A 20,447-nucleotide genomic window follows, 5' to 3' on the forward strand; every position below is an offset into this window, starting at 1 on the left:
TCGTGCATTAATGTTTGATGATGTAGAGATCTTTATCGTGCGAGTTATCCAGCGGATCTTTGCCGGTATAGCCGCCGACGTAAGGTTTCACCAGACGCAGGTTTTTGTAGTAGTAGATCGGCACGATAACCGAATCTTTATCCAGCTGTTTCTCCGCCTCGCCATACAGCTTATTACGCGTCGCGTCATCCTTCGCGCTTAGCGCCTGCGTCAGCAGCTTGTCGAACTGTTCGCTCTTATAGTGCGAGGTGTTGTTGCTGCTATCGGAAAGCATGGTGTTCAGGAAGCTGGTCGGTTCGTTATAGTCGGCGCACCAGGCGGCGCGCGCCACGTCAAAGTTGCCCTGATGACGGGTGTCGAGGAAGGTTTTCCACTCCTGGTTCTGCAGCTTCACATCTACGCCCAGGTTCTTTTTCCAGATCGAGGCGGCGGCGATGGCCAGTTTTTTATGCAGGTCAGAGGTGTTGTAGAGCAGGCTGAAGGAGAGCGGCTTGTCCGGGCCGTAACCCGCTTCGGTCAGCAGTTTTTTCGCTTCGTCGTTACGCTGCTGCTGCGTCCAGGTGATCCACTCTGGCTTCTCCAGCGCCAGACCTTCGGTGAACGGCGGCGTATAGCTCCATGCCGGATCTTCGCCCTGCGCTTTCACTTTGTTGACGATAATGTCGCGATCGATGCCCAGCTTGAGCGCGGTACGCACGCGCACATCGTTAAACGGCGGCTTCTGGTTATTGATTTCGTAATAATAGGTGCAGAGATAGGGGTCGGCATGGATCTCCTGCGGGATCTCTTTTTTCAGCTTCTGGTAAAGCTCAATCGGCAGGTAGTTATAGGTCATGTCGCTGCCGCCGCTGCGGTAGCGGTTGGTATCGGTCACTTCAGAGGAGATCGGCAGGAAGGTGACTTTATTCAGCACGGTGTGGGCGTTATCCCAGTACTGCGGGTTGCGCTCCAGCACCAGACGTTCATTGATCACCCACTCTTTTACCTTAAAGGCGCCGTTGCCAACAAAATTTTCCGGTTGTGTCCACTTATCACCGAATTTATCCACCACCGGGCGGTAGACCGGCGACATGGAGTGGTGGATAGCTAATTTAATAAAATAGGGCACCGCTTCGCTCAGGGTGACTTCCAGCGTGTGGTCGTCGACCGCTTTCACGCCCAGCGTATCCGGTGCTTTTTTACCAGCGATAATGTCATCCACATTCAACAGGTGGCCATATTGCAGATAGCTGGCGTAAGGCGAGGCGGTTTTCGGGCTGACCAGACGCTGCCAGCTGTAGACGAAATCCTGCGCCGTTACCGGCTCGCCGTTGGACCATTTTGCCTCTTTGCGCAGGTGGAAGACCCACACCTTACCGCCCTCTTTGCTCTCCCAGCTCTCCGCCACGCCCGGCTTAATTTTGCCATCGGCGTCGTTGATCACCAGCCCTTCATAGAGATCGCGGCTAACGTACGCTTCCGGCACTCCCTCCACCTTATGCGGATCGAGCGACTGCAGTTCGGCGCCGTTTCCACGGGTCAACTCCTGCTTCTCCGCCAGCTGCACGCCCGCCGGTACATTGGCCGCCAGCGCCTGGGTTGCGGTCATCGCGCCCAGCGCGGCGATAACGCTCAGTGCGGCCAGGCTTTTCTTTGTGATGTTGGTCATGTTTACTCCAGTTTTTTTATAATTACCGCGGCGTCTGCTGCGGCTTTTCCCCCGCTGTACGGGTAACCTGGCGCGGTCTTCGGAACCTGAAGCCGGACAGGGTCTGCTCCCTGTTTCAGAGCTGTCATCATCTGGCGCCCGCTCTGCGTCGGGCGGCAAGTCAATGTTGGGTAATGTAGTAGTACTTCACTTCCTGTCGGTCCTGCGGATCTTTGCCGGTATAGCCGCCGACCCAGGGCTTAACCAGCCGCACGCTGACGCGGTAATAGACCGGCACCAGCGCCGAATCCTTATCCAGCTGCGCCTCCGCCTGCTGATAGATCGCCGCGCGCTGTTTGTCGTCGGCGGTGTTAAGCGAGCGGGCGATCAGCGCATCAAACGCCGGGCTGCGATAAAAACCCGTATTGGTGGAGGCATCGCTGAGCATCATATTGAGGAAGCTGGACGGCTCGTTATAGTCGGCGCACCAGGTAGCGCGCGCGACATCATAGTTGCCCTCATGCCGGGTATTCAGCATGGTTTTCCATTCCTGATTTTGCAGCGTGACGTTGGCGCCGAGATTCTTTTTCCACATCGATGCGGCAGCAATCGCCTGCTTTTTATTCTGATCGGAGGTGTTATAGAGCAAGGTAAAGGAGAGCGGCTTTTGTTCACTGTAGCCCGCTTCTGCCAGTAGCTGCTTCGCCTGCGCGTTGCGTTCGGCCTGCGTCAGCCGAAACCAGTCCGGCGCACTGAACTGGCCACCGTCGGTATAGGGCGGCGTCAGGCTGAAGGCGGGGATTTGCCCCTGGCCCATCACTTTCTCTGCAATGATCTGGCGATCAAGCGTCAGCTTTACCGCGGCGCGTACGCGCGCATCGTCAAACGGCGCGCGCCGGTTGTTCAGTTCGTAATAGAAGGTGCAGAGATAGGGGCTGACGCGCATCTGCGCGCCCAGCTCCTTCTTCAGCATCGGATACAGCTCCGGCGGAATAGCGCTGTTGGTGATATCCACGCCGCCGCTGCGGTAGCGGTTTACATCGCTGACTTCCGAGCTGATGGGCAGAAAGGTCACGGTTTCGATAACCGTATGGGCGTTATCCCAGTAATGCGGATTGCGCTTCAGCACAATTTTTTCGTTTACCACCCAGTTGCTCAGGGTAAAGGCGCCGTTGCCAACATAATGCTCCGGGCGGGTCCACTTATCGCCCCACTGCTCTATCGCCGGGCGATAAACCGGCTTCAGGGCAGTATTGGCCAGCATAGTGGTAAAATAGGGCACCGGCTGGCTGAGGGTAACCTGCAGATGCTGCGCGTCGATCGCCTTGACGCCGAGCGCCGTCGGCGGCTGGCGCCCGGCCAGGATCTCATCCACATTGGCGATATGCGCATATTGCAGGTAGCTGGCGTAAGGCGAGGCGGTTTTCGGATCGGCCAGGCGCTGCCAGCTGTAGACGAAATCCTGCGCCGTGACTGGCTCACCGTTGCTCCAGCGGGCGTCCGGACGCAGCGTGAATGTCCAGACGTTCTGCTGCCGATCCCACGATTGCGCAACGCCGGGCACCAGATGTCCGGCGTTATCGGTGGTAAGCAGCCCTTCCAGCAGATTGGTAATAATGTCGCTTTCCGGCACGCCTTCAACTTTGTGCGGATCGAGCGAGGCGACCTCGGTTCCATTATTGATGGTAATCGATTGTTCCTGAGCCAGCTGCGTACCCGCCGGTACCGTCGCTGCCTGCGCATTGCATAACGAAGCAAACAAGAGGGCCGTTGCCAGACTGCTATAGCGCTTAAGCGTTACTGTTGTCATTAATACCTTGCTCTTAAGAAGTCACCCTGCAGGCTGTTAAGCAAAATTCGTTCTCACTTTGCCGGGCCGGAAAAAAATCTTTTACCGGAAATTAACAGATGTCTTTTTTTTGCGCCAAAACCAAATACGAAAAATGTTATCTGTTTCTCTTTTATCACGTTCATTAGGAACCTGAAAGCGTTATTTTTTTCGGTAAATTATTATCCATATACATGATATAAAAAGAAAAAACAGGCATAAACCTCAACGTCGGGGCCGCTTTGTAAATTAAGTGCTTACAAAACGTTCAAAAACGCATAACCTGGCTTTAACCCAGATTTTTTGTCTGGCAGGCGTAATGAAAGCATGATAAATGCCTTATAAATAAAAAAAATAGCGCATGTCATGGTGTGAAAATAGTCACACTTTGTCGGTGGGAAAACACGCTAAGCGCATCATTAGCAGCAAAGCTAATAACTGTCACCTGTTATTAAGCGGCATGAATAAATGCACTTAAATAGTGCATAAAATCAGGGCAATGCACCATTCAGAAGCAGGAAAGTGTTTTACAGCGGAAATTAAGTGACGGGGAAAAGGTTTAGCCCGCGCGAAGTAAACCCGCACGGGCTGAAGAAGCCGTTAGCTAAGCAGGCCGGGGAAAATGGCCTTCATGCCCGTGACGATAAACTCGATGCCCAGCGCCATCAGCAGCAGCCCCATAATACGGGTGATGACGTTAATACCGGTCTGGCCGAGCAGCCGCACCATCATCGGCGCGGCGCGAAACAGCAGCCAGCAGCAAAAGGCGAAAAGCGCGATCGCTACACTAAAGGCGAACAGATTCACCCAGCTGTGATAGCGCGTACTCCAGACGATGGTAGAGCTTATCGCGCCCGGCCCTGCCATCAGCGGCAGCGCCAGCGGCACCACGCCGATACTTTCGCGCACCGCCGTTTCCGATTTCTCCTGCTTATTCTGCTTATCCTCACCCAGCTTGCCGCTGATCATCGACATCGCGATAGTCACCACCAGAATGCCGCCGGCGATGCGAAACGAATCGATAGAGATGCCGAAGATATGCAGGATGGCGTCGCCCAGGAAGAGCGAAGTCCAGAGAATAATGGCCACAGCAAGATTAGCCGTCAGATTGGTTTTATTTCTCTCAGCTACCGCCTGGTAGCTGGTCATGCTAATAAAGACAGGAATAATGCCGACCGGGTTCACCAGCGCAAACAGGCCGACGAAAAACTTAATATAACCGGACAAATCCAGTGCCAGGGTATTCACACACCGCTCCGTGACTGCGCCAATGATAACCGCCTTAATCTAATGTAAAAAATCGCGCTTCGCCAGCGCGATATGTTCGTTAAAAAATCCAGTCTAAATGTAATCGCCAGTCAGAAATCGTGATCCTGAAATATATTTCAGCGTGAAATATCACTGGTCGCGGTAAACGCCATACATTGTGATTATTGTGATGAAGGTCAAAAAATAACCATGCTGAATGGTGTCAGCTTCAAGGAATATTGATCTAAATCAACAAGCGCCTACCCCATTCCAGGTAAGCTCATCCCATCAAAAGGAATTGATAACGAGGCGCCTCCTCTTACCGACGCGCCATCGCCATAAAACTCTTTCAGTAAACAGCATGGAGTAAGTAAAGCGCAAATGGCGCAACCTGCAAACCTTCTACATCGCGCGCGCAGGCCAGCCGCTTCCGTTCAGGCTCGTTTACTAAAAGAGTTTAACTTCCATCAGGAGAGCATTATGGCCGTTACCAATGTCGCTGAACTTAACGCACTCGTCGAACGTGTCAAAAAAGCACAGCGCGAATACGCCAACTTCACTCAAGAGCAGGTCGACACCATTTTCCGCGCTGCCGCGCTGGCTGCTGCCGACGCGCGTATTCCGCTGGCTAAAATGGCCGTTGCCGAATCGGGCATGGGTATTGTGGAAGATAAAGTGATCAAAAACCACTTTGCTTCAGAATATATTTACAACGCCTATAAAGATGAAAAAACCTGCGGCATTCTTGAAACCGACGATACCTTCGGCACCATCACCATCGCCGAGCCTACTGGCCTGATCTGCGGTATCGTGCCTACCACTAACCCGACCTCTACCGCCATCTTCAAGGCGCTGATCAGCCTGAAAACCCGTAACGGCATCATCTTCTCGCCGCATCCGCGCGCGAAAGACGCGACCAATAAAGCGGCGGATATCGTGCTGCAGGCTGCTATCGCCGCCGGCGCGCCGAAAGATATTATCGGCTGGATCGATCAGCCTTCCGTCGAGCTGTCCAATCAGCTGATGCACCACCCTGATATCAACCTGATCCTTGCCACCGGCGGACCGGGCATGGTGAAAGCCGCCTACAGCTCAGGTAAGCCTGCGATCGGCGTCGGCGCCGGCAACACCCCGGTGGTGATTGATGAAACCGCCGATATCAAACGCGCTGTGGCCTCTATTTTAATGTCTAAAACCTTCGATAACGGCGTGATCTGCGCCTCTGAGCAGTCCGTTATCGTGGTGGATGCCGTTTATGAAGCGGTACGCGAACGCTTCGCCAGCCACGGCGGCTACCTGCTGCAGGGCGCCGAGCTGAAAGCGGTGCAGGAGATCATCCTGAAAAACGGCGCGCTTAACGCCGCAATCGTGGGTCAGCCGGCGGTAAAAATCGCCGAGATGGCGGGCATCAACGTACCGGCCAGCACCAAAATTCTGATCGGCGAAGTGCAGCTGGTGGATGAATCTGAGCCGTTCGCTCATGAAAAACTCTCCCCGACCCTGGCGATGTACCGCGCGGAAAACTTCGAGCAGGCGGTGGAAAAAGCGGAAAAACTGGTGGCGATGGGCGGTATCGGTCATACCTCCTGCCTCTATACCGATCAGGACAACCAGCGCGAACGCGTCAACTACTTCGGCGACAAAATGAAAACCGCGCGCATCCTGATCAACACCCCGGCTTCTCAGGGCGGCATCGGCGATCTGTATAACTTTAAACTGGCCCCTTCTCTGACGCTGGGCTGCGGCTCCTGGGGCGGCAACTCCATTTCGGAGAACGTCGGTCCTAAACATCTTATCAATAAGAAAACCGTGGCCAAGCGAGCTGAGAATATGTTGTGGCATAAACTTCCTAAATCTATCTACTTCCGTCGCGGCTCGCTGCCAATTGCGCTGGAAGAGGTAGCGACCGACGGCGCGAAACGCGCGTTTATCGTGACTGACCGCTTCCTGTTCAATAACGGCTATGCCGATCAGATCACCTCAGTGCTGAAATCACACGGCATTGAAACGGAAATCTTCTTTGAGGTTGAAGCGGACCCGACGCTGAGCGTAGTACGCAAAGGCGCCGAGCAGATGAACTCCTTTAAACCGGACGTAATTATCGCCCTCGGCGGCGGTTCGCCGATGGACGCCGCTAAAATCATGTGGGTGATGTACGAACATCCGGAAACCCACTTCGAAGAGCTGGCGCTGCGCTTTATGGATATCCGCAAACGTATCTATAAATTCCCGAAAATGGGCGTAAAAGCGAAAATGGTCGCGATCACCACGACTTCAGGCACCGGTTCAGAAGTCACGCCGTTCGCGGTAGTGACCGATGACGCCACCGGTCAAAAATATCCGCTGGCTGACTATGCGCTGACGCCGGATATGGCGATTGTCGATGCCAATCTGGTGATGAATATGCCTAAATCGCTGACCGCTTTCGGCGGCCTCGACGCGGTGACTCACGCGCTGGAAGCCTATGTCTCCGTGCTGGCGAACGAATATTCCGACGGTCAGGCTCTGCAGGCGCTTAAACTGCTGAAAGAGAACCTGCCGGACAGCTATCGCGATGGCGCGAAAAATCCGGTGGCGCGTGAACGTGTGCATAATGCCGCCACTATCGCCGGCATCGCGTTCGCCAACGCCTTCCTCGGCGTATGTCACTCTATGGCGCATAAACTGGGCTCCGAGTTCCATATTCCGCACGGCCTGGCTAACGCCCTGCTGATTTCGAACGTGATTCGCTACAATGCGAATGACAACCCGACCAAGCAGACCGCGTTCAGCCAGTATGACCGTCCGCAGGCGCGCCGTCGCTACGCAGAAGTGGCCGACCATCTGGGCCTGAGCGCCCCGGGCGACCGCACCGCGCAGAAAATTGAAAAACTGCTGGCATGGCTTGAAGAGATCAAAGCGCAGCTGGGCATTCCGAAATCTATCCGCGAAGCGGGCGTACAGGAAGCTGACTTCCTGGCGAAAGTGGATAAGCTGGCTGAAGATGCGTTTGATGACCAGTGTACCGGCGCTAACCCGCGCTACCCGCTGATCGCCGAGCTGAAACAGATTATGCTGGATACGTTCTACGGCCGTGAATATGCAGAACCTTTCGACTCTGTTTCTGAAGCGATTAGCGCGCAGCCGATTCAGCAGACGAAAGTTGAAAAGAAAACGAAAAAAGCCTGATTTCAGGTATAACAAAAAAACCCGCTTCGGCGGGTTTTTTTATGGCTGCGGCTCGGGTCTGGCATTTATCTGGCCTGCGTACGGGCCGTCACACGGCGCGTTGCGGCCCGACGGTGCCTGCTAACGCCCGGCCCGTCAAAAAGCGCTGTACGCCGTTCTGAGCGGCGTTACCCTGCCAGCCGCAGTTATCCCTTTATAGCGGTGATACGGGCGCTAAAAAGCCGCTGGCGAGCGCCTCTTTATAGTGCTTGCGGCAGACGGAAACGTAGCGTTCATTTCCGCCGATCACCACCTGCTCGCCTTCGGCATAGGGCCGTCCGTTACTGTCCAGACGCAGCACCATTCCCGCTTTGCGCCCGCAGTGGCAGATAGTTTTTAATTCGATAAGCTTATCAGCCCAGGCTAATAAATACTGGCTGCCGCTAAATAATTCACCGAGGAAATCAGTGCGCAAGCCATAACACAGCACGGGAATATCGAGATAATCGACAACATCAGAAAGTTCTCGCACCTGATCGCGCGTCAAAAATTGGCATTCATCCACCAGGATGCAATGTACCGGCTTTTTTTCATGTTCTTCAGTAATTTCATGCATCAGTAAAGTCTGATTGTTAAACAATTTAGCCGGCGAAGAAAGGCCAATACGCGAGCTGACTTTACCGCTGCCAAAGCGGTCGTCTATCTCTGCGGTCCAGACCAGTGTGCGCATCCCCCTTTCCTGATAATTATAAGAAGACTGCAACAATGCGGTGGATTTCCCGGCATTCATCGCCGAGTAATAGAAATAAAGCTGAGCCATAAGGGCGAACTCCGCCAAAAGGGTTAACAGAAAAAAGCCGGGCGGATTGTATCACAGCCCTTCCGGGCGGGAAGGCATTACCGCTATATCAATATCGCGATTAACCGCAACGGTTGTTTATCGGCCCTGCCCGGCCCGGACATAATGTAAGGCCGGCGCATTAAATGATAAAGCTCAGGCGGGGGTGTTATTACGCCGCCTTTAAAGCGGTGATGAAGCGGACGCCTTTGCCGCTATTGTCGCCTGTGCTTTACGTTATGCGGTGATTTAATGCGTTAAGCTGAACGGATAACCCCTTTGAAGCCTAAGGGTGTTTAAGTAATCGTTTAAATGCAGCGCGCTTATTTTCGCTGGCGGCATCTATAACTTTCCGCCAATTGCGTTATGCAAATCTCACTTTAAAAAGAGTTTGTGAATTTCTTACAAAATTAACTATTGCAGTTCCTTTTTTCCACCTCTATTATTATCAGGCAGAACATTTCTCCCACCCAATATATTTTGAGATTAGGACAATGAGCGAAGCACTTAAAATTCTGAACAATATCCGTACACTGCGCGCCCAGGCCAGAGAATGCACTCTGGAAACTCTGGAAGAAATGCTGGAAAAACTCGAAGTGATCGTTAACGAACGTCGTGAAGAAGAAAGCCAGGCGCAGGCTGAAATTGAAGAGCGCACGCGTAAACTTCAACAGTACCGCGAAATGCTGATCGCTGACGGTATTGACCCGAATGAACTGCTGCAGACCATGGCTGCGACGAAAACCAGCGGCAAAGCTAAGCGCGCTGCGCGTCCGGCTAAATATAAGTACGTTGATGAAAATGGCGAAACTAAAACCTGGACCGGTCAGGGCCGCACTCCTGCGGTGATCAAGAAAGCCATTGAAGAGGAAGGCAAACAGCTGGACGATTTTCTGCTGTAATTCCTGTTCAGGGTGCTTCTCTTAACCCCATTTCGCGATGGGGTTTTTTATTGGTCTTTTTGTTGTACTTCGTTTCACCAGGCCACACCCATAAAAAAAGGAAGCTCATGGCTTCCTTTTTTTATATCCCGGTGACGCCCCCGTCAAACGTTATAAAACGCCCGGTACCACTCGACAAAGCGTTTAATACCCTCTTCCACACCCGTCTGCGGCTTAAAGCCGATAACATCAAACAGCGCCTGCGTATCCGCGCTGGTTTCCAGCACGTCGCCCGGCTGCATCGGCAGCATGTTTTTGTGCGCCTGCATGCCTAACGCCTTCTCCAGCGCTTCTATATAGCCCATCAGCGTCACCGGCTGGCTGTTGCCGATATTATATACCCGATACGGCGCCGAACTGGTGGCCGGGGAACCGCTCTCTACCGTCCAGTTTTCATCCCGCTGCGGAATCACATCCTGCAGGCGGAAGATCGACTCGGTAATATCATCTATATAGGTGAAATCCCTGCGCATCTCGCCGTTGTTATATACGTCGATGCTTTCGCCCGCAATAATAGCGCGCGTGAATTTAAACAGCGCCATATCAGGGCGGCCCCAGGGACCGTATACGGTAAAGAAACGCAGCCCGGTAGTGGGAATGCCATACAGATGCGAATAGGTATGTGACATCAGCTCATTCGCTTTTTTCGTCGCGGCATACAGCGACACCGGATGGTCAACGCTGTCGTCGGTAGAGAAAGGCATTTTCCGATTTAAGCCATAAACCGAGCTGGAGGACGCGTACAGCAAATGTTCGATTTTATGGTGGCGGCAACCTTCAAGAATATTGAGGTGGCCGATAAGGTTGGCGTCCGCATAGGCGTGCGGATTATCAATAGAATAACGTACGCCCGCCTGCGCGCCCAGATGGATAACGCGCTGAAAGCCCTGCCCGGCGAACAGCGACGCTATTGCATCGCGATCGGCTAAATCGCATTCAATAAAGGTGAAATCGGAAGAGGTGATTTGATTAAGACGGGCACGTTTGAGATTTACATCGTAATAATCGTTCAGGTTGTCGATGCCGACAACCTGGTGACCGGCCGACAGGAGGCGTTGGGTAACGTGAAAACCAATAAACCCTGCCGCGCCGGTAACCAGATAGTTCATATTTTCCTCATTAATTATGCAATTTTAATAGACGCTCCGCGGCCAATTGCATAATAAACAAAACCGCGTTTGCTGATTCTTTCTGGATCATACAGGTTACGACCATCAAAAATCACGGGTTGTTTTAAGGCATTTTTAATAACGTCAAAGTCCGGCGCGCGGAAGTTTTGCCATTCGGTACAAATAACCAGCGCATCTGCACCCTGCAGCGCCGCTTCTTTGGTACCCATCAGCTTCAGGTCTTCACGGTGGCCGTAAATACGCTGTGCTTCATCCATCGCTTCCGGGTCAAACGCCTGCACCGTCGCGCCGGCAGCCCACAGCGTTTCCATCAGAACGCGGCTGGAGGCTTCGCGCATATCGTCGGTGTTCGGTTTGAACGCCAGACCCCACAGGGCGAAGGTCTTCCCTTTCAGATCGTCGCCGAAGTGACGTTTGATAAAGGCTGGCAGCTTCATCTTCTGATCGTCGTTGACATCTTCCACCGCCTGCAGCAGACGCGGCTTATAGCCGATATTTTCTGCGGTGCGGATCAGCGCCTGCACATCTTTCGGGAAGCAGGAACCGCCGTAGCCGCAGCCCGGATAGATAAAGTGATAGCCGATACGGGAATCGGAACCGATGCCCTGGCGCACTTTCTCGACATCCGCGCCCAGGCGCTCCGCGAGGTTGGAAATTTCGTTCATAAAGCTGATCTTGGTCGCCAGCATGCAGTTGGCGGCGTATTTGGTCAGCTCTGCGCTGCGAATATCCATCAGGATCAGACGATCGTGGTTGCGGTTGAACGGCTCATACAGCTCGCGCAGCAGCTCTACCACTTCGTCGTTGTCGGTACCGACGACGATACGCTCAGGGCGCATACAATCGCTTACCGCCGCGCCTTCTTTCAGGAACTCCGGATTGGAGACCACATCGAAGGTCATGTCTACGCCGCGCGCGGTCAGGGTTTCCTGCATCACGGCGCGTACGCGGTCGGCGGTGCCCACCGGCACGGTCGATTTATCCAGCACCACTTTATGCTCATTCATATGCTGAGCAATGGTGCGGGCGACGGCGGTGACATATTTCAGATCGGCAGAACCATCTTCGTCCGGCGGCGTACCTACGGCGATAAACTGCATAACGCCGTGGTTCACGCCCAGCTCGGCGTCGGTGGTGAAGTTCAGACGGCCCGCTTCATAGTTTTGCTTAACCAGCGGCGTCAGGCCTGGTTCGTAAATGGGAATGATCCCTTTCTTCAGATTTTCGACTTTCTTTTCGTCGACATCAATACAAAGAACGTCATGTCCGACTTCGGCCAGTACCGCAGCCTGAACCAGACCCACATAGCCGATACCAAATACGGTGACTTTCATTGCTTTATCCTGTTGCTGTGTGAATTACTTTTTATTTTCAACTGTATCGTTCAGCCACTGTTTGAAATCACTACCCAGTGACGGATGACGCAGGCCATATTCTACGAAAGCCTGCATATAACCCAGCTTGTTGCCGCAGTCATGGCTGACGCCTTTCAGGTGGTAAGCTTCAACCGTTTCTTTGTCCATCAGCATCGCGATGGAGTCAGTCAGCTGAACTTCGCCGCCGGCGCCCGGAGGAGTCTTAGCCAGCAGAGGCCAGATATCCGCAGACAGCACGTAACGGCCAACAACCGCCAGGTTAGACGGCGCTTCGCTCGCTTTCGGCTTTTCCACCACGCCGATCATCGGCGCGCTGTCGCCAGGCTGCAGTTCTGCGCCCTGGCAGTCAACCACACCGTAGGCGGTCACGTCGGCTACCGGCTCAACCATGATCTGGCTGCGGCCGCTTTCCTCGAATCGGCTCAGCATTTCCGCCAGGTTATCTTTGGTCGGATTAGATTCGTACTCATCGATGATCACGTCAGGCAGGATAACCGCGACCGGCTCGTCGCCGACTAACGGATGCGCGCACATAACTGCGTGGCCCAGGCCTTTGGCAATGCCCTGACGCACCTGCATGATGGTCACGTGTGGCGGGCAGATGGACTGGATTTCATCCAGCAGCTGGCGCTTAACGCGTTTCTCCAGCATCGCCTCAAGCTCAAAACTGGTATCAAAATGGTTCTCAATGGAGTTTTTAGAGGAGTGCGTAACCAGCACAATCTCATTAATCCCGGCAGCGATACATTCGTTAACGACATACTGAATTAACGGCTTATCAACCAGCGGCAACATTTCTTTCGGAATGGCTTTGGTTGCGGGCAGCATACGCGTTCCCAAACCGGCAACAGGGATTACCGCTTTTTTTACTTTTGACTTATAGGCAGACATTAAGATACCTCTCTTATAGGCCGTTCAAGTTAATACTTGATATGTCGATTTAAAAAACGAAACGAGTATATCAGTTCAAGGGCGCCGGATTTATCCTGGTTAAGTTAATTCCGGCGAAATTAAGATTATTACCCAAGTGTAAAGCGTAGAGGAGCAGCTGTCTGCGCGGCGCAAAAAATAAAAAGCATTCGCTTATTATTCAGGCGCCAGCATCAGCCGCAGCCGCCCTCCGTTGCCCCAGACCTGACATTGCCAGGCGCTGCCCTGCTGGCTAATTTGATTGAGATGTGTACTGCCGAGCGTACCTAAAGGCACGCCGTTGCTGAGCTGTATTTCCTGCCCGCCGATGTTTAGCGTTGCGTTTAAGCCTGCCGACACCAGAATCAGATTTTTATAGGGCTGGTGATAATAGCCGACTAATAATGGAAACTGCCCTTTCAGATTAGCCTGACGCAATAACAGATTTACCTGTTTCAATACGCTGCTTAATTCCGGTAAGCGCTGTTTTTGACCAGACAGCTGTTCCTGCAGCAGACCATTGAATAGCGCGCGCAGCAGCAGCGCGGCAAGCACGCCGTTATCGCCGGCGCGCGTCACGTCCAGGCAGTAGAAAGCGAGTTCCTTGTCCGATAAGGCGGCGATATCCAGGACCAGACCTGGCTGTTCCGCCATCGTCAGCTGACGATAGTTGATGCGACAATTGGCGATGCTCTGCTGAACCGGCGGCTGCAGCTGTTTAAGCAGCTTGGCCGCCGCGTTCGGATCGCTGACCAGTGCGTCCCAGTCCTGGAACAGCTGCTCTTCCTCTTCGACCTGCGACGTAAACATAGAGGGATAGAGACACTCGTAGACCGCTTCGCGCAGGCGCTCCATATCTTTGATCGGCTTCAGCAGCACATCCTGCACGCCAAGGCGCAGCACATGCGCGATATCGGACATCTGCTCGGTGGCGGAGATCACCAGAATGGGCAGCTGATTGCCGCGCGTGCGTAGATGCTCCACCAGCTTAATGCCGTTCATGCGCGGCATTTCCAGATCGCAAATCAGCATATCGGGTTGGTGAAAGCGCAACGTTTCGATGGCATCGAGACCATCGCTGGCGACAAGTAGCTGAGCGCCCAGCGAATATAAGTAATTTTCCAGCAGGGAGCGAAAAACGACCTCATCCTCTACGATTAGGATCTGTTTTCCTGTTAATGGTTTTTCCATTGCTTCCCCCGTCAGCCAGATAACTCAATAGTGGTCCATGATGCTCACTTGTGCCTGTCAGAATTGCCTGAAGTAACATGTGTGATTGACCCATTTTCATTACCGGCTTCTTATTAACGGTAATAATTCATCCATTTTTTTCTCAACTGCCGCCTCTCCGGCGGCAATCGCTTCCTCTGCACGGTGAAAATCAAGCGTACTAATTTGGGGACAATAGGGCTGCAGTAATACATCCGGCGGGTCCCCCGCCATACGGTTACGCTTCAAACGGTTTTCCAGCACCTGAATAGAGGTGGTCATGATCTCCATCGCGCCGGGCGAAAGCATCGCACGTCGCTGCGTCAGACGCTGCGCGAGATGCTGGCGCAGCCGGGCGCGCCAGGAGGTGAGATCCTCTTCCGGCGCCAGTTGCGTGGGCGATGCGGAGAGAAGATCCTGCTGCATAAGATGCGCATCGTGTTGTAAATCAACGGCGATAACGAGATCTGCCCCCAGTGCGCGAGTGAGCGATATCGGCACCGGATTCACCACCGCGCCATCCACCAGCCAGTAGCCGTTATGGCCGACCGGCGGCAGCAGGCCAGGCATACTGCACGAGGCGCGCAGCGCCTGATGCAGATCGCCTTCGGTCAGCCACAGCTCACGCCCGGTACTAAGATTGGTGGCAACCGCGCCAAAACGTATATGACACTGTTCGATAGACTCATCGGGCATCAGACGCCGAATATGGTTGAATACGCGATTCCCGCGCAGCAAACCGCCTCGCCGCCATGAAAAGTCCATCAACCGAATCACATCCCAGTAACTAAACGACCTTACCCACTTTTCCAACAGCGGCAGACGGCCGGTGGCGCAGGCGGCGCCCACTAGCGCGCCGACGGAGCAGCCGGCGATCACATCGACCTGAATGCCAGCCCGTTCCAGCGCGTTGATCACGCCGATATGGGCCCATCCCTTGGCGGCGCCTGAGCCCAGCGCCAGTCCAACTTTCACCTGTCTCATTGCATTCCTGTTTTAACCCTTCTTCACTGAATGGCGTTAATCGCCAGGGTCAGATAACATAACGTAAAATAACGTCTTTAGCCCTGTTGTTGCAAAACCTGGAGTCTACGTGTCTGAAAACTGTCCATGCTGCAGCGGTTTGCAGTATAGCCTATGTTGCGGTCGCTATCTAAGTGGCGAAAGCATTCCCTCTACCCCGGAAGCGTTAATGCGCTCGCGCTACACGGCTTACAGCCGACAGGACGCCGATTACCTCGTGGCTACCTGGCACACTACCCAGCGCACGGCGGCGCTGCGCCAGGCATTGTCTGAAAGTTTTGCCCATACCGAATGGCAAAGCTTGAACATCGTCGCCTGCGAAGCGGGAGGCAATGATAATGAGGCTTATGTGACATTTTTTGCGCGTTACCGCGAAAACCAACGTTCTGGCGCAGTGCATGAACGCTCGCGCTTTGTCCGTGAGGATCAACGCTGGTACTATATTGACGGAACCGCACCACAGGTGGGTCGAAATGACCGCTGTCCCTGTGGCTCCGAAAAAAAATACAAAAAATGTTGCGGCCAGTAATGCTGGTGCCGTTCAGATTCACTGCTATCCCGCTTCGACAGGATTGATAACTCATGCAAGCGCAAAGTTTACAACGCAAAGTACTACGAACCATCTGCCCTGACGCCAAGGGCCTTATCGCCAAGATCACCAACATTTGCTACAAGCACGAGCTAAACATCGTGCAGAACAACGAGTTCGTCGATCATCGCACCGGGCGCTTCTTTATGCGCACCGAGCTGGAAGGCATTTTCAACGACGCCACGCTGCTGGCCGATCTCGACGGCGCGCTGCCGCAGGGCTCAGTGCGCGAACTCCAGTGCGCCGGACGCCGCCGCGTGGTGATTCTGGTCACCAAAGAGGCGCACTGCCTGGGCGACTTGCTGATGAAAAGCGCGTTCGGCGGGCTGGATATGGAGATCGCCGCGGTAATTGGCAACCACGATACGCTGCGCTCGCTGGTTGAGCGTTTCGATATTCCTTTCGTGCTGGTCAGCCATGAAGGCCTGACGCGCGAAGAGCATGACAATAAAATGGCGGAGCAGATCGACCGCTACCAGCCTGATTATGTGGTGCTGGCGAAATATATGCGCGTGCTGACCCCGGCGTTCGTGCAGCGCTACCCGAATCAAATCATTAATATCCACCACTCCTTCCTGCCGGCATTTATCGGCGCGCGTCCTTATCACCAGGCGTACGAGCGCGGCGTGAAAATCATCGGCGCTACCGCGCACTACGTTAATGACAACCTGGATGAAGGTCCGATCATTATGCAGGATGTGATTAACGTCGATCACAGCTATACCGCGGAAGAGATGATGCGCGCCGGACGCGACGTAGAGAAGAATGTGCTGAGCCGCGCACTGTATAAAGTGCTGGGCCAGCGCGTCTTTGTTTACGGCAACCGCACAATCATTCTTTGATGAAAACGGCGTCGACTGGTCAGCAAAGCGACGCCATGAATAAAAAAGCGACGAACGATACGCTTTTTTCCCCGGGGCGCTTTACAGCATCGATTCATTTGGTATGATGCGCCCCGCTTTCAGGCAATTATGTCCTGACCCGTGGTGGGATTCCCGAGCGGCCAAAGGGAGCAGACTGTAAATCTGCCGTCACAGACTTCGAAGGTTCGAATCCTTCTCCCACCACCACTCTTCTGTTTTGACAGAAGAAAGAACAGCCAGCCGGCAAGTACGGCGTGCTAAGGGTTACAGGACGGTTGACGACACGCAAAGCGACACGCATTATCTGAACTGAATTACCTGGTGGGATTCCCGAGCGGCCAAAGGGAGCAGACTGTAAATCTGCCGTCACAGACTTCGAAGGTTCGAATCCTTCTCCCACCACCATCTTCGCCTTTCGCACCATACCTCTTTTTACGACCAAAGCGATATCTTCCCGTTGGGAGCGACTCTCCCGTTTTGCAATGCAAGCTCGCGTCTTTTACCGCCCGTGCCCTGCCCAGGCGCCACGCCGTCGCTTACCGTGACATTCTCAACCTAACTCTGTTAACATCCTGCCATCTTTTTACCAGGTAGTTGCCGCACTATGAAATTCATCTCTTTTAATATCAACGGGCTGCGCGCTCGTCCTCATCAGCTTGAAGCGATCATCGCTCAGCACAATCCTGACGTCATCGGCCTGCAGGAAACCAAAGTGCATGATGATATGTTTCCGCTGGAAGAGGTCAGCAAGCTGGGCTATCACGTTTTCTATCATGGCCAGAAAGGCCACTACGGCGTCGCGCTGCTGACGCGTGAAATGCCGGTGAAGGTGCTGCGCGGTTTCCCTGATGACGATGAAGAGGCGCAGCGTCGTCTGATCATGGCGGAAATCCCCGCGCCGTCGGGCAATATCACCGTAATCAACGGCTATTTCCCGCAGGGCGAAAGCCGCGACCACCCCACCAAGTTTCCGGCAAAAGAGAAGTTTTACCGCGATCTGCAAAGCTACCTGGAAAACCATCTGACGGCGGACCATCGCATCGTGGTGATGGGCGATATGAACATCAGCAGCACCGATCTGGATATCGGCATCGGCGAGGAGAGCCGTAAGCGCTGGCTGCGCACCGGAAAATGCTCTTTCCTGCCAGAAGAGCGGGAGTGGATGGATCGCCTGCTGGGCTGGGGGCTGGTGGATACCTGGCGCGCGGCGAACCCTGACTGCGCCGATCGTTTCTCGTGGTTTGACTATCGTTCGAAGGGTTTTGATGACAATCGCGGCCTGCGCATCGATCTGCTGCTGGCGACCCGCGCGCTGGCGGAACGCTGCGTGGCGACCGGCATCGACTATGATATCCGCGCGATGGAAAAACCGTCCGATCACGCGCCGATTTGGGCCGAGTTCAGCCTGTAAAAAGCGCGGCGTTGCGACACTGCCGCAACGCCGCCGCTTATTTCACAATACGCCAGATAAGATTATTGGTGCCCAGCGATTTCTCATCGCGCACGCACTGCAGCAGCACCCCTTCCGCCTTCACTACCGCGCCTTCGCTATAGCTGCGGTTTTCATAGGTACAGCAGCGCAGACAGGGTGGGTTTTGCGAGTTTTGCCCCTGTGTCCAGACTTCAGGCGGCATATCGACCACCACGTCGCTGTTGCCGACCGAGCCGCCGTTATTGCCCGAGCCATACTCGCCCGAGCCGTTGTTGCCGGTGCCGTAATCATGCCGATGCGCCTGCGCCGCCGTAGCGACCAGCAGCATCAACCCTATGCCCCATGCCCGTTTCATTATTCCGTCTCCTTTGCCCTGGCCTTTTTCGGCCGGCGTTTGCTGTTTCCGGCGGGCGCCGTGACGCCGCGAAAAGCGCGCGCCGAGCTTTGCTGACGCGCCTGCGCGATCAGGTCATGCAGCGTCGTCACCAGCGGCTGCATAAAATCCTGATAGCGGCACGCCTTTTCACTGATTTTCGTCAGCGTCGACTCCCACTGCGCGGTCATATCAGGCCGCGCGGCCATCTCTGGCAGTGAGTGAATCAGCGCCCTGCCCGCCTCGGTCGCATGAATATAACGCCCTTTCTTGATCAGGAAAGCGCGCCGGAACAGCAGCTCAATAATGCCGGCCCGGGTTGCCTCCGTCCCTAAACCATCGGTCGCGCGCAGGATTTTCTTTAGATCTTTATCCTGCACGAAGCGGGCGATGCCGGTCATTGCGGATAATAGCGTGGCGTCGGTAAAGTGGCGCGGCGGCTGCGTTTGCTTTTCTGCAATCTCGCCTTTCTCGCACAGCAGCTCATCCCCCTTCGCCACCACCGGCAACGGCGTGCCGTCGTTCTCTTCATCGCGCTCTTTGCTTCCCAGCAGGGCGCGCCAGCCCGCCTCCGCCAGAAAGCGCGCTTTGGCGATAAACTTGCCGCCGGCGATATCCAGCTCAATCACGCATTTACGGTAAACCGCCTCGGGGCAGAACTGCATCAGATACTGGCGGGCAATCAGGCCGTAGATGTTCGCCTCATTGTCGGTCAGCCGCACGGCGCTGCTGCGTGCCGTCGGGATAATGGCATGGTGGGCATCGACCTTTTTATCATCCCAGCAGCGGTTCCGGCGGTCGGTATCGAAATCGGCCGGCGGTTTCAGCTGCGGCTGATGCACGCTGATCGCATTCAGCACCGCGTGACGGCCGGCAAAATGCTCCTCCGGCAGATAGCGGCTGTCTGAACGCGGATAGGTAATCAACTTATGGGTCTCGTAGAGGCGCTGACAGGTGTCCAGTACCGTCTGCGCGCTAAGGCCGTAGCGTTTCGCTGCCTCAATCTGCAGGCTGGAGAGCGAAAACGGCAGCGGCGCCGTATCGTTTTCCCGTCGATCCTGATAGTGGGTGACTCGCGCCGGCTGACCGCCGATGCGTGCCAGCACATGCTCCGCCAGCGGGCGATGCAGCAGGCGTCCCTCTTCATCCTGCCAGGGTTCGCAGGCGTCGCTGGGCTGCCAGAGTGCGACAAAGCGCTCCTCTTTCGGCGTCACGATATGCGCTTTGACTTCAAAATAATCTTTGGGCACGAAGTTTTCGATCTCTTCATCGCGCCTAACCACCAGCCCCAGCACCGGCGTCTGCACCCGACCGACCGACAGCACACCGTCATAGCCCGCGTTGCGGCCCAGCAGCGTCCAGGCGCGGGTCATATTGATGCCGTAAAGCCAGTCGGCACGCGCGCGCGCCAGCGCCGATACGCACAGGGGAATAAACTCTTTATTCTGCCGCAGCCGGCCCACGGCGCGCTCTACCGCCTGCGGGTTAAGATCGTTGATTAGGCAGCGCTGCACCTTTTCGCGCTTCGCAGGCGGCAGCGCCAGATAGTCCAGCACCTCATCTACCAATAGCTGCCCTTCGCGGTCCGGGTCGCCGGCGTGAATAATCTCCTCCGCCTGTTCCAGCAGCTTCTTGATGACGTTCAGCTGCTTCGCCACCGAGGGACGCGGCTGCAGCCGCCACTTTTCCGGCACGATAGGCAGATCGGCCAGCGACCAGCGCGCATAGCGGCTGTCGTAGCTGTCGGGTTGGGCCTGCTCCAGCAGATGCCCTACGCACCAGGTGACGATATGATCATTTCCACAGGCGATAAAACCCTCGCCGCGTCGGTGCGGTTTGGGCAGGATATCGGCAATAGCGCGGGCCAGGCTTGGCTTCTCAGCAATAAACAGACGCATTAACGGGGCAAGGCTC

General features: G+C 54.7%; 16 protein-coding genes and 2 tRNA genes. 7 read left to right on the forward strand and 11 right to left on the reverse strand.

The annotated features are described in order from the left end of the window. Nucleotides 1–7: 7 nt before the first annotated feature. The 3 genes from oppA to C2E15_RS11440 all read right to left on the reverse strand — a co-directional run bounded on the left by oppA (nt 8) and on the right by C2E15_RS11440 (nt 4,703). Nucleotides 8–1,648, reverse strand: coding sequence for an oligopeptide ABC transporter substrate-binding protein OppA (oppA, locus tag C2E15_RS11430; RefSeq protein WP_104957480.1), 1,641 nt, complete (start codon nt 1,646–1,648; stop codon nt 8–10). A gap of 160 nt (nt 1,649–1,808) precedes the next feature. Next, nucleotides 1,809–3,437, reverse strand: a complete 1,629-nt coding sequence (locus tag C2E15_RS11435; RefSeq protein ID WP_104957481.1) for an ABC transporter substrate-binding protein — start codon at nt 3,435–3,437, stop codon at nt 1,809–1,811. 618 nt (nt 3,438–4,055) lie between these two features. Further along, nucleotides 4,056–4,703, reverse strand: coding sequence for a YchE family NAAT transporter (locus C2E15_RS11440; protein WP_104957482.1), 648 nt, complete (start codon nt 4,701–4,703; stop codon nt 4,056–4,058). A gap of 480 nt (nt 4,704–5,183) precedes the next feature. On the opposite strand from C2E15_RS11440, the gene adhE reads away from it, so the two are divergent. After that, nucleotides 5,184–7,871 (forward strand): bifunctional acetaldehyde-CoA/alcohol dehydrogenase, encoded by a 2,688-nt coding sequence (gene adhE, locus C2E15_RS11445; RefSeq protein ID WP_104957483.1) that lies wholly within the window; start codon nt 5,184–5,186, stop codon nt 7,869–7,871. A gap of 193 nt (nt 7,872–8,064) precedes the next feature. On the opposite strand, the gene tdk is transcribed toward adhE, so the two are convergent. Beyond that, a complete protein-coding gene (gene tdk / locus C2E15_RS11450; RefSeq protein WP_104957484.1) occupies nt 8,065–8,670 on the reverse strand; it encodes a thymidine kinase in 606 nt (201 codons plus the stop codon). A gap of 512 nt (nt 8,671–9,182) precedes the next feature. Here tdk and hns point away from each other — a divergent pair. Continuing rightward, nucleotides 9,183–9,590: a histone-like nucleoid-structuring protein H-NS gene (gene hns / locus C2E15_RS11455; RefSeq protein WP_038625860.1), complete on the forward strand. Its 408-nt coding sequence runs from the start codon at nt 9,183–9,185 to the stop codon at nt 9,588–9,590. A 143-nt stretch (nt 9,591–9,733) separates the two neighbouring features. Here hns and C2E15_RS11460 read toward each other — a convergent pair whose 3' ends face one another. The 5 genes from C2E15_RS11460 to rssA all read right to left on the reverse strand — a co-directional run bounded on the left by C2E15_RS11460 (nt 9,734) and on the right by rssA (nt 15,237). Continuing rightward, nucleotides 9,734–10,738 (reverse strand): NAD-dependent epimerase, encoded by a 1,005-nt coding sequence (locus C2E15_RS11460; RefSeq protein ID WP_104957485.1) that lies wholly within the window; start codon nt 10,736–10,738, stop codon nt 9,734–9,736. A 14-nt stretch (nt 10,739–10,752) separates the two neighbouring features. Continuing rightward, nucleotides 10,753–12,093, reverse strand: coding sequence for a UDP-glucose dehydrogenase family protein (locus C2E15_RS11465; RefSeq protein WP_104957486.1), 1,341 nt, complete (start codon nt 12,091–12,093; stop codon nt 10,753–10,755). A 24-nt stretch (nt 12,094–12,117) separates the two neighbouring features. After that, the gene (galU, locus tag C2E15_RS11470) at nt 12,118–13,026 is read right to left on the reverse strand and encodes a UTP--glucose-1-phosphate uridylyltransferase GalU (protein ID WP_104957487.1); all 909 of its coding nucleotides are present in this window, start codon (nt 13,024–13,026) and stop codon (nt 12,118–12,120) included. A gap of 195 nt (nt 13,027–13,221) precedes the next feature. After that, the gene (gene rssB, locus C2E15_RS11475; protein WP_104957488.1) at nt 13,222–14,235 is read right to left on the reverse strand and encodes a two-component system response regulator RssB; all 1,014 of its coding nucleotides are present in this window, start codon (nt 14,233–14,235) and stop codon (nt 13,222–13,224) included. Between the two features lie 99 nt (nt 14,236–14,334). Continuing rightward, the gene (rssA, locus tag C2E15_RS11480; protein WP_104957489.1) at nt 14,335–15,237 is read right to left on the reverse strand and encodes a patatin-like phospholipase RssA; all 903 of its coding nucleotides are present in this window, start codon (nt 15,235–15,237) and stop codon (nt 14,335–14,337) included. Nucleotides 15,238–15,346: 109 nt separating this feature from the next. On the opposite strand from rssA, the gene C2E15_RS11485 reads away from it, so the two are divergent. From C2E15_RS11485 to xthA, 5 genes are all read left to right on the forward strand, one after another. Further along, nucleotides 15,347–15,805 carry a YchJ family protein gene (locus C2E15_RS11485; RefSeq protein ID WP_104957490.1) on the forward strand — a complete coding sequence of 153 codons (459 nt, stop codon included), beginning with the start codon at nt 15,347–15,349 and terminating at the stop codon, nt 15,803–15,805. Nucleotides 15,806–15,858: 53 nt separating this feature from the next. After that, nucleotides 15,859–16,707, forward strand: a complete 849-nt coding sequence (gene purU, locus C2E15_RS11490) for a formyltetrahydrofolate deformylase (RefSeq protein WP_104957491.1) — start codon at nt 15,859–15,861, stop codon at nt 16,705–16,707. 143 nt (nt 16,708–16,850) lie between these two features. Next, nucleotides 16,851–16,935, forward strand: a tRNA-Tyr gene (locus C2E15_RS11495). 113 nt (nt 16,936–17,048) lie between these two features. After that, a tRNA-Tyr gene (locus C2E15_RS11500) sits at nt 17,049–17,133 on the forward strand. A gap of 199 nt (nt 17,134–17,332) precedes the next feature. After that, entirely contained in the window at nt 17,333–18,139 is an 807-nt protein-coding gene (xthA, locus tag C2E15_RS11505) for an exodeoxyribonuclease III (protein ID WP_104957492.1), read from the forward strand. Between the two features lie 37 nt (nt 18,140–18,176). Here xthA and C2E15_RS11510 read toward each other — a convergent pair whose 3' ends face one another. Together C2E15_RS11510 and C2E15_RS11515 are read right to left on the reverse strand one after the other, a co-directional pair. Continuing rightward, nucleotides 18,177–18,515 carry a YnjH family protein gene (locus C2E15_RS11510; RefSeq protein WP_245912251.1) on the reverse strand — a complete coding sequence of 113 codons (339 nt, stop codon included), beginning with the start codon at nt 18,513–18,515 and terminating at the stop codon, nt 18,177–18,179. Beyond that, entirely contained in the window at nt 18,515–20,431 is a 1,917-nt protein-coding gene (locus C2E15_RS11515; RefSeq protein ID WP_104957494.1) for a DNA topoisomerase III, read from the reverse strand. The genes C2E15_RS11510 and C2E15_RS11515 overlap by 1 nt, the downstream gene beginning before the upstream one ends. Nucleotides 20,432–20,447 lie beyond the last annotated feature (16 nt).

Source organism: Mixta gaviniae, assembly GCF_002953195.1.
Lineage (GTDB): Bacteria > Pseudomonadota > Gammaproteobacteria > Enterobacterales > Enterobacteriaceae > Mixta > Mixta gaviniae.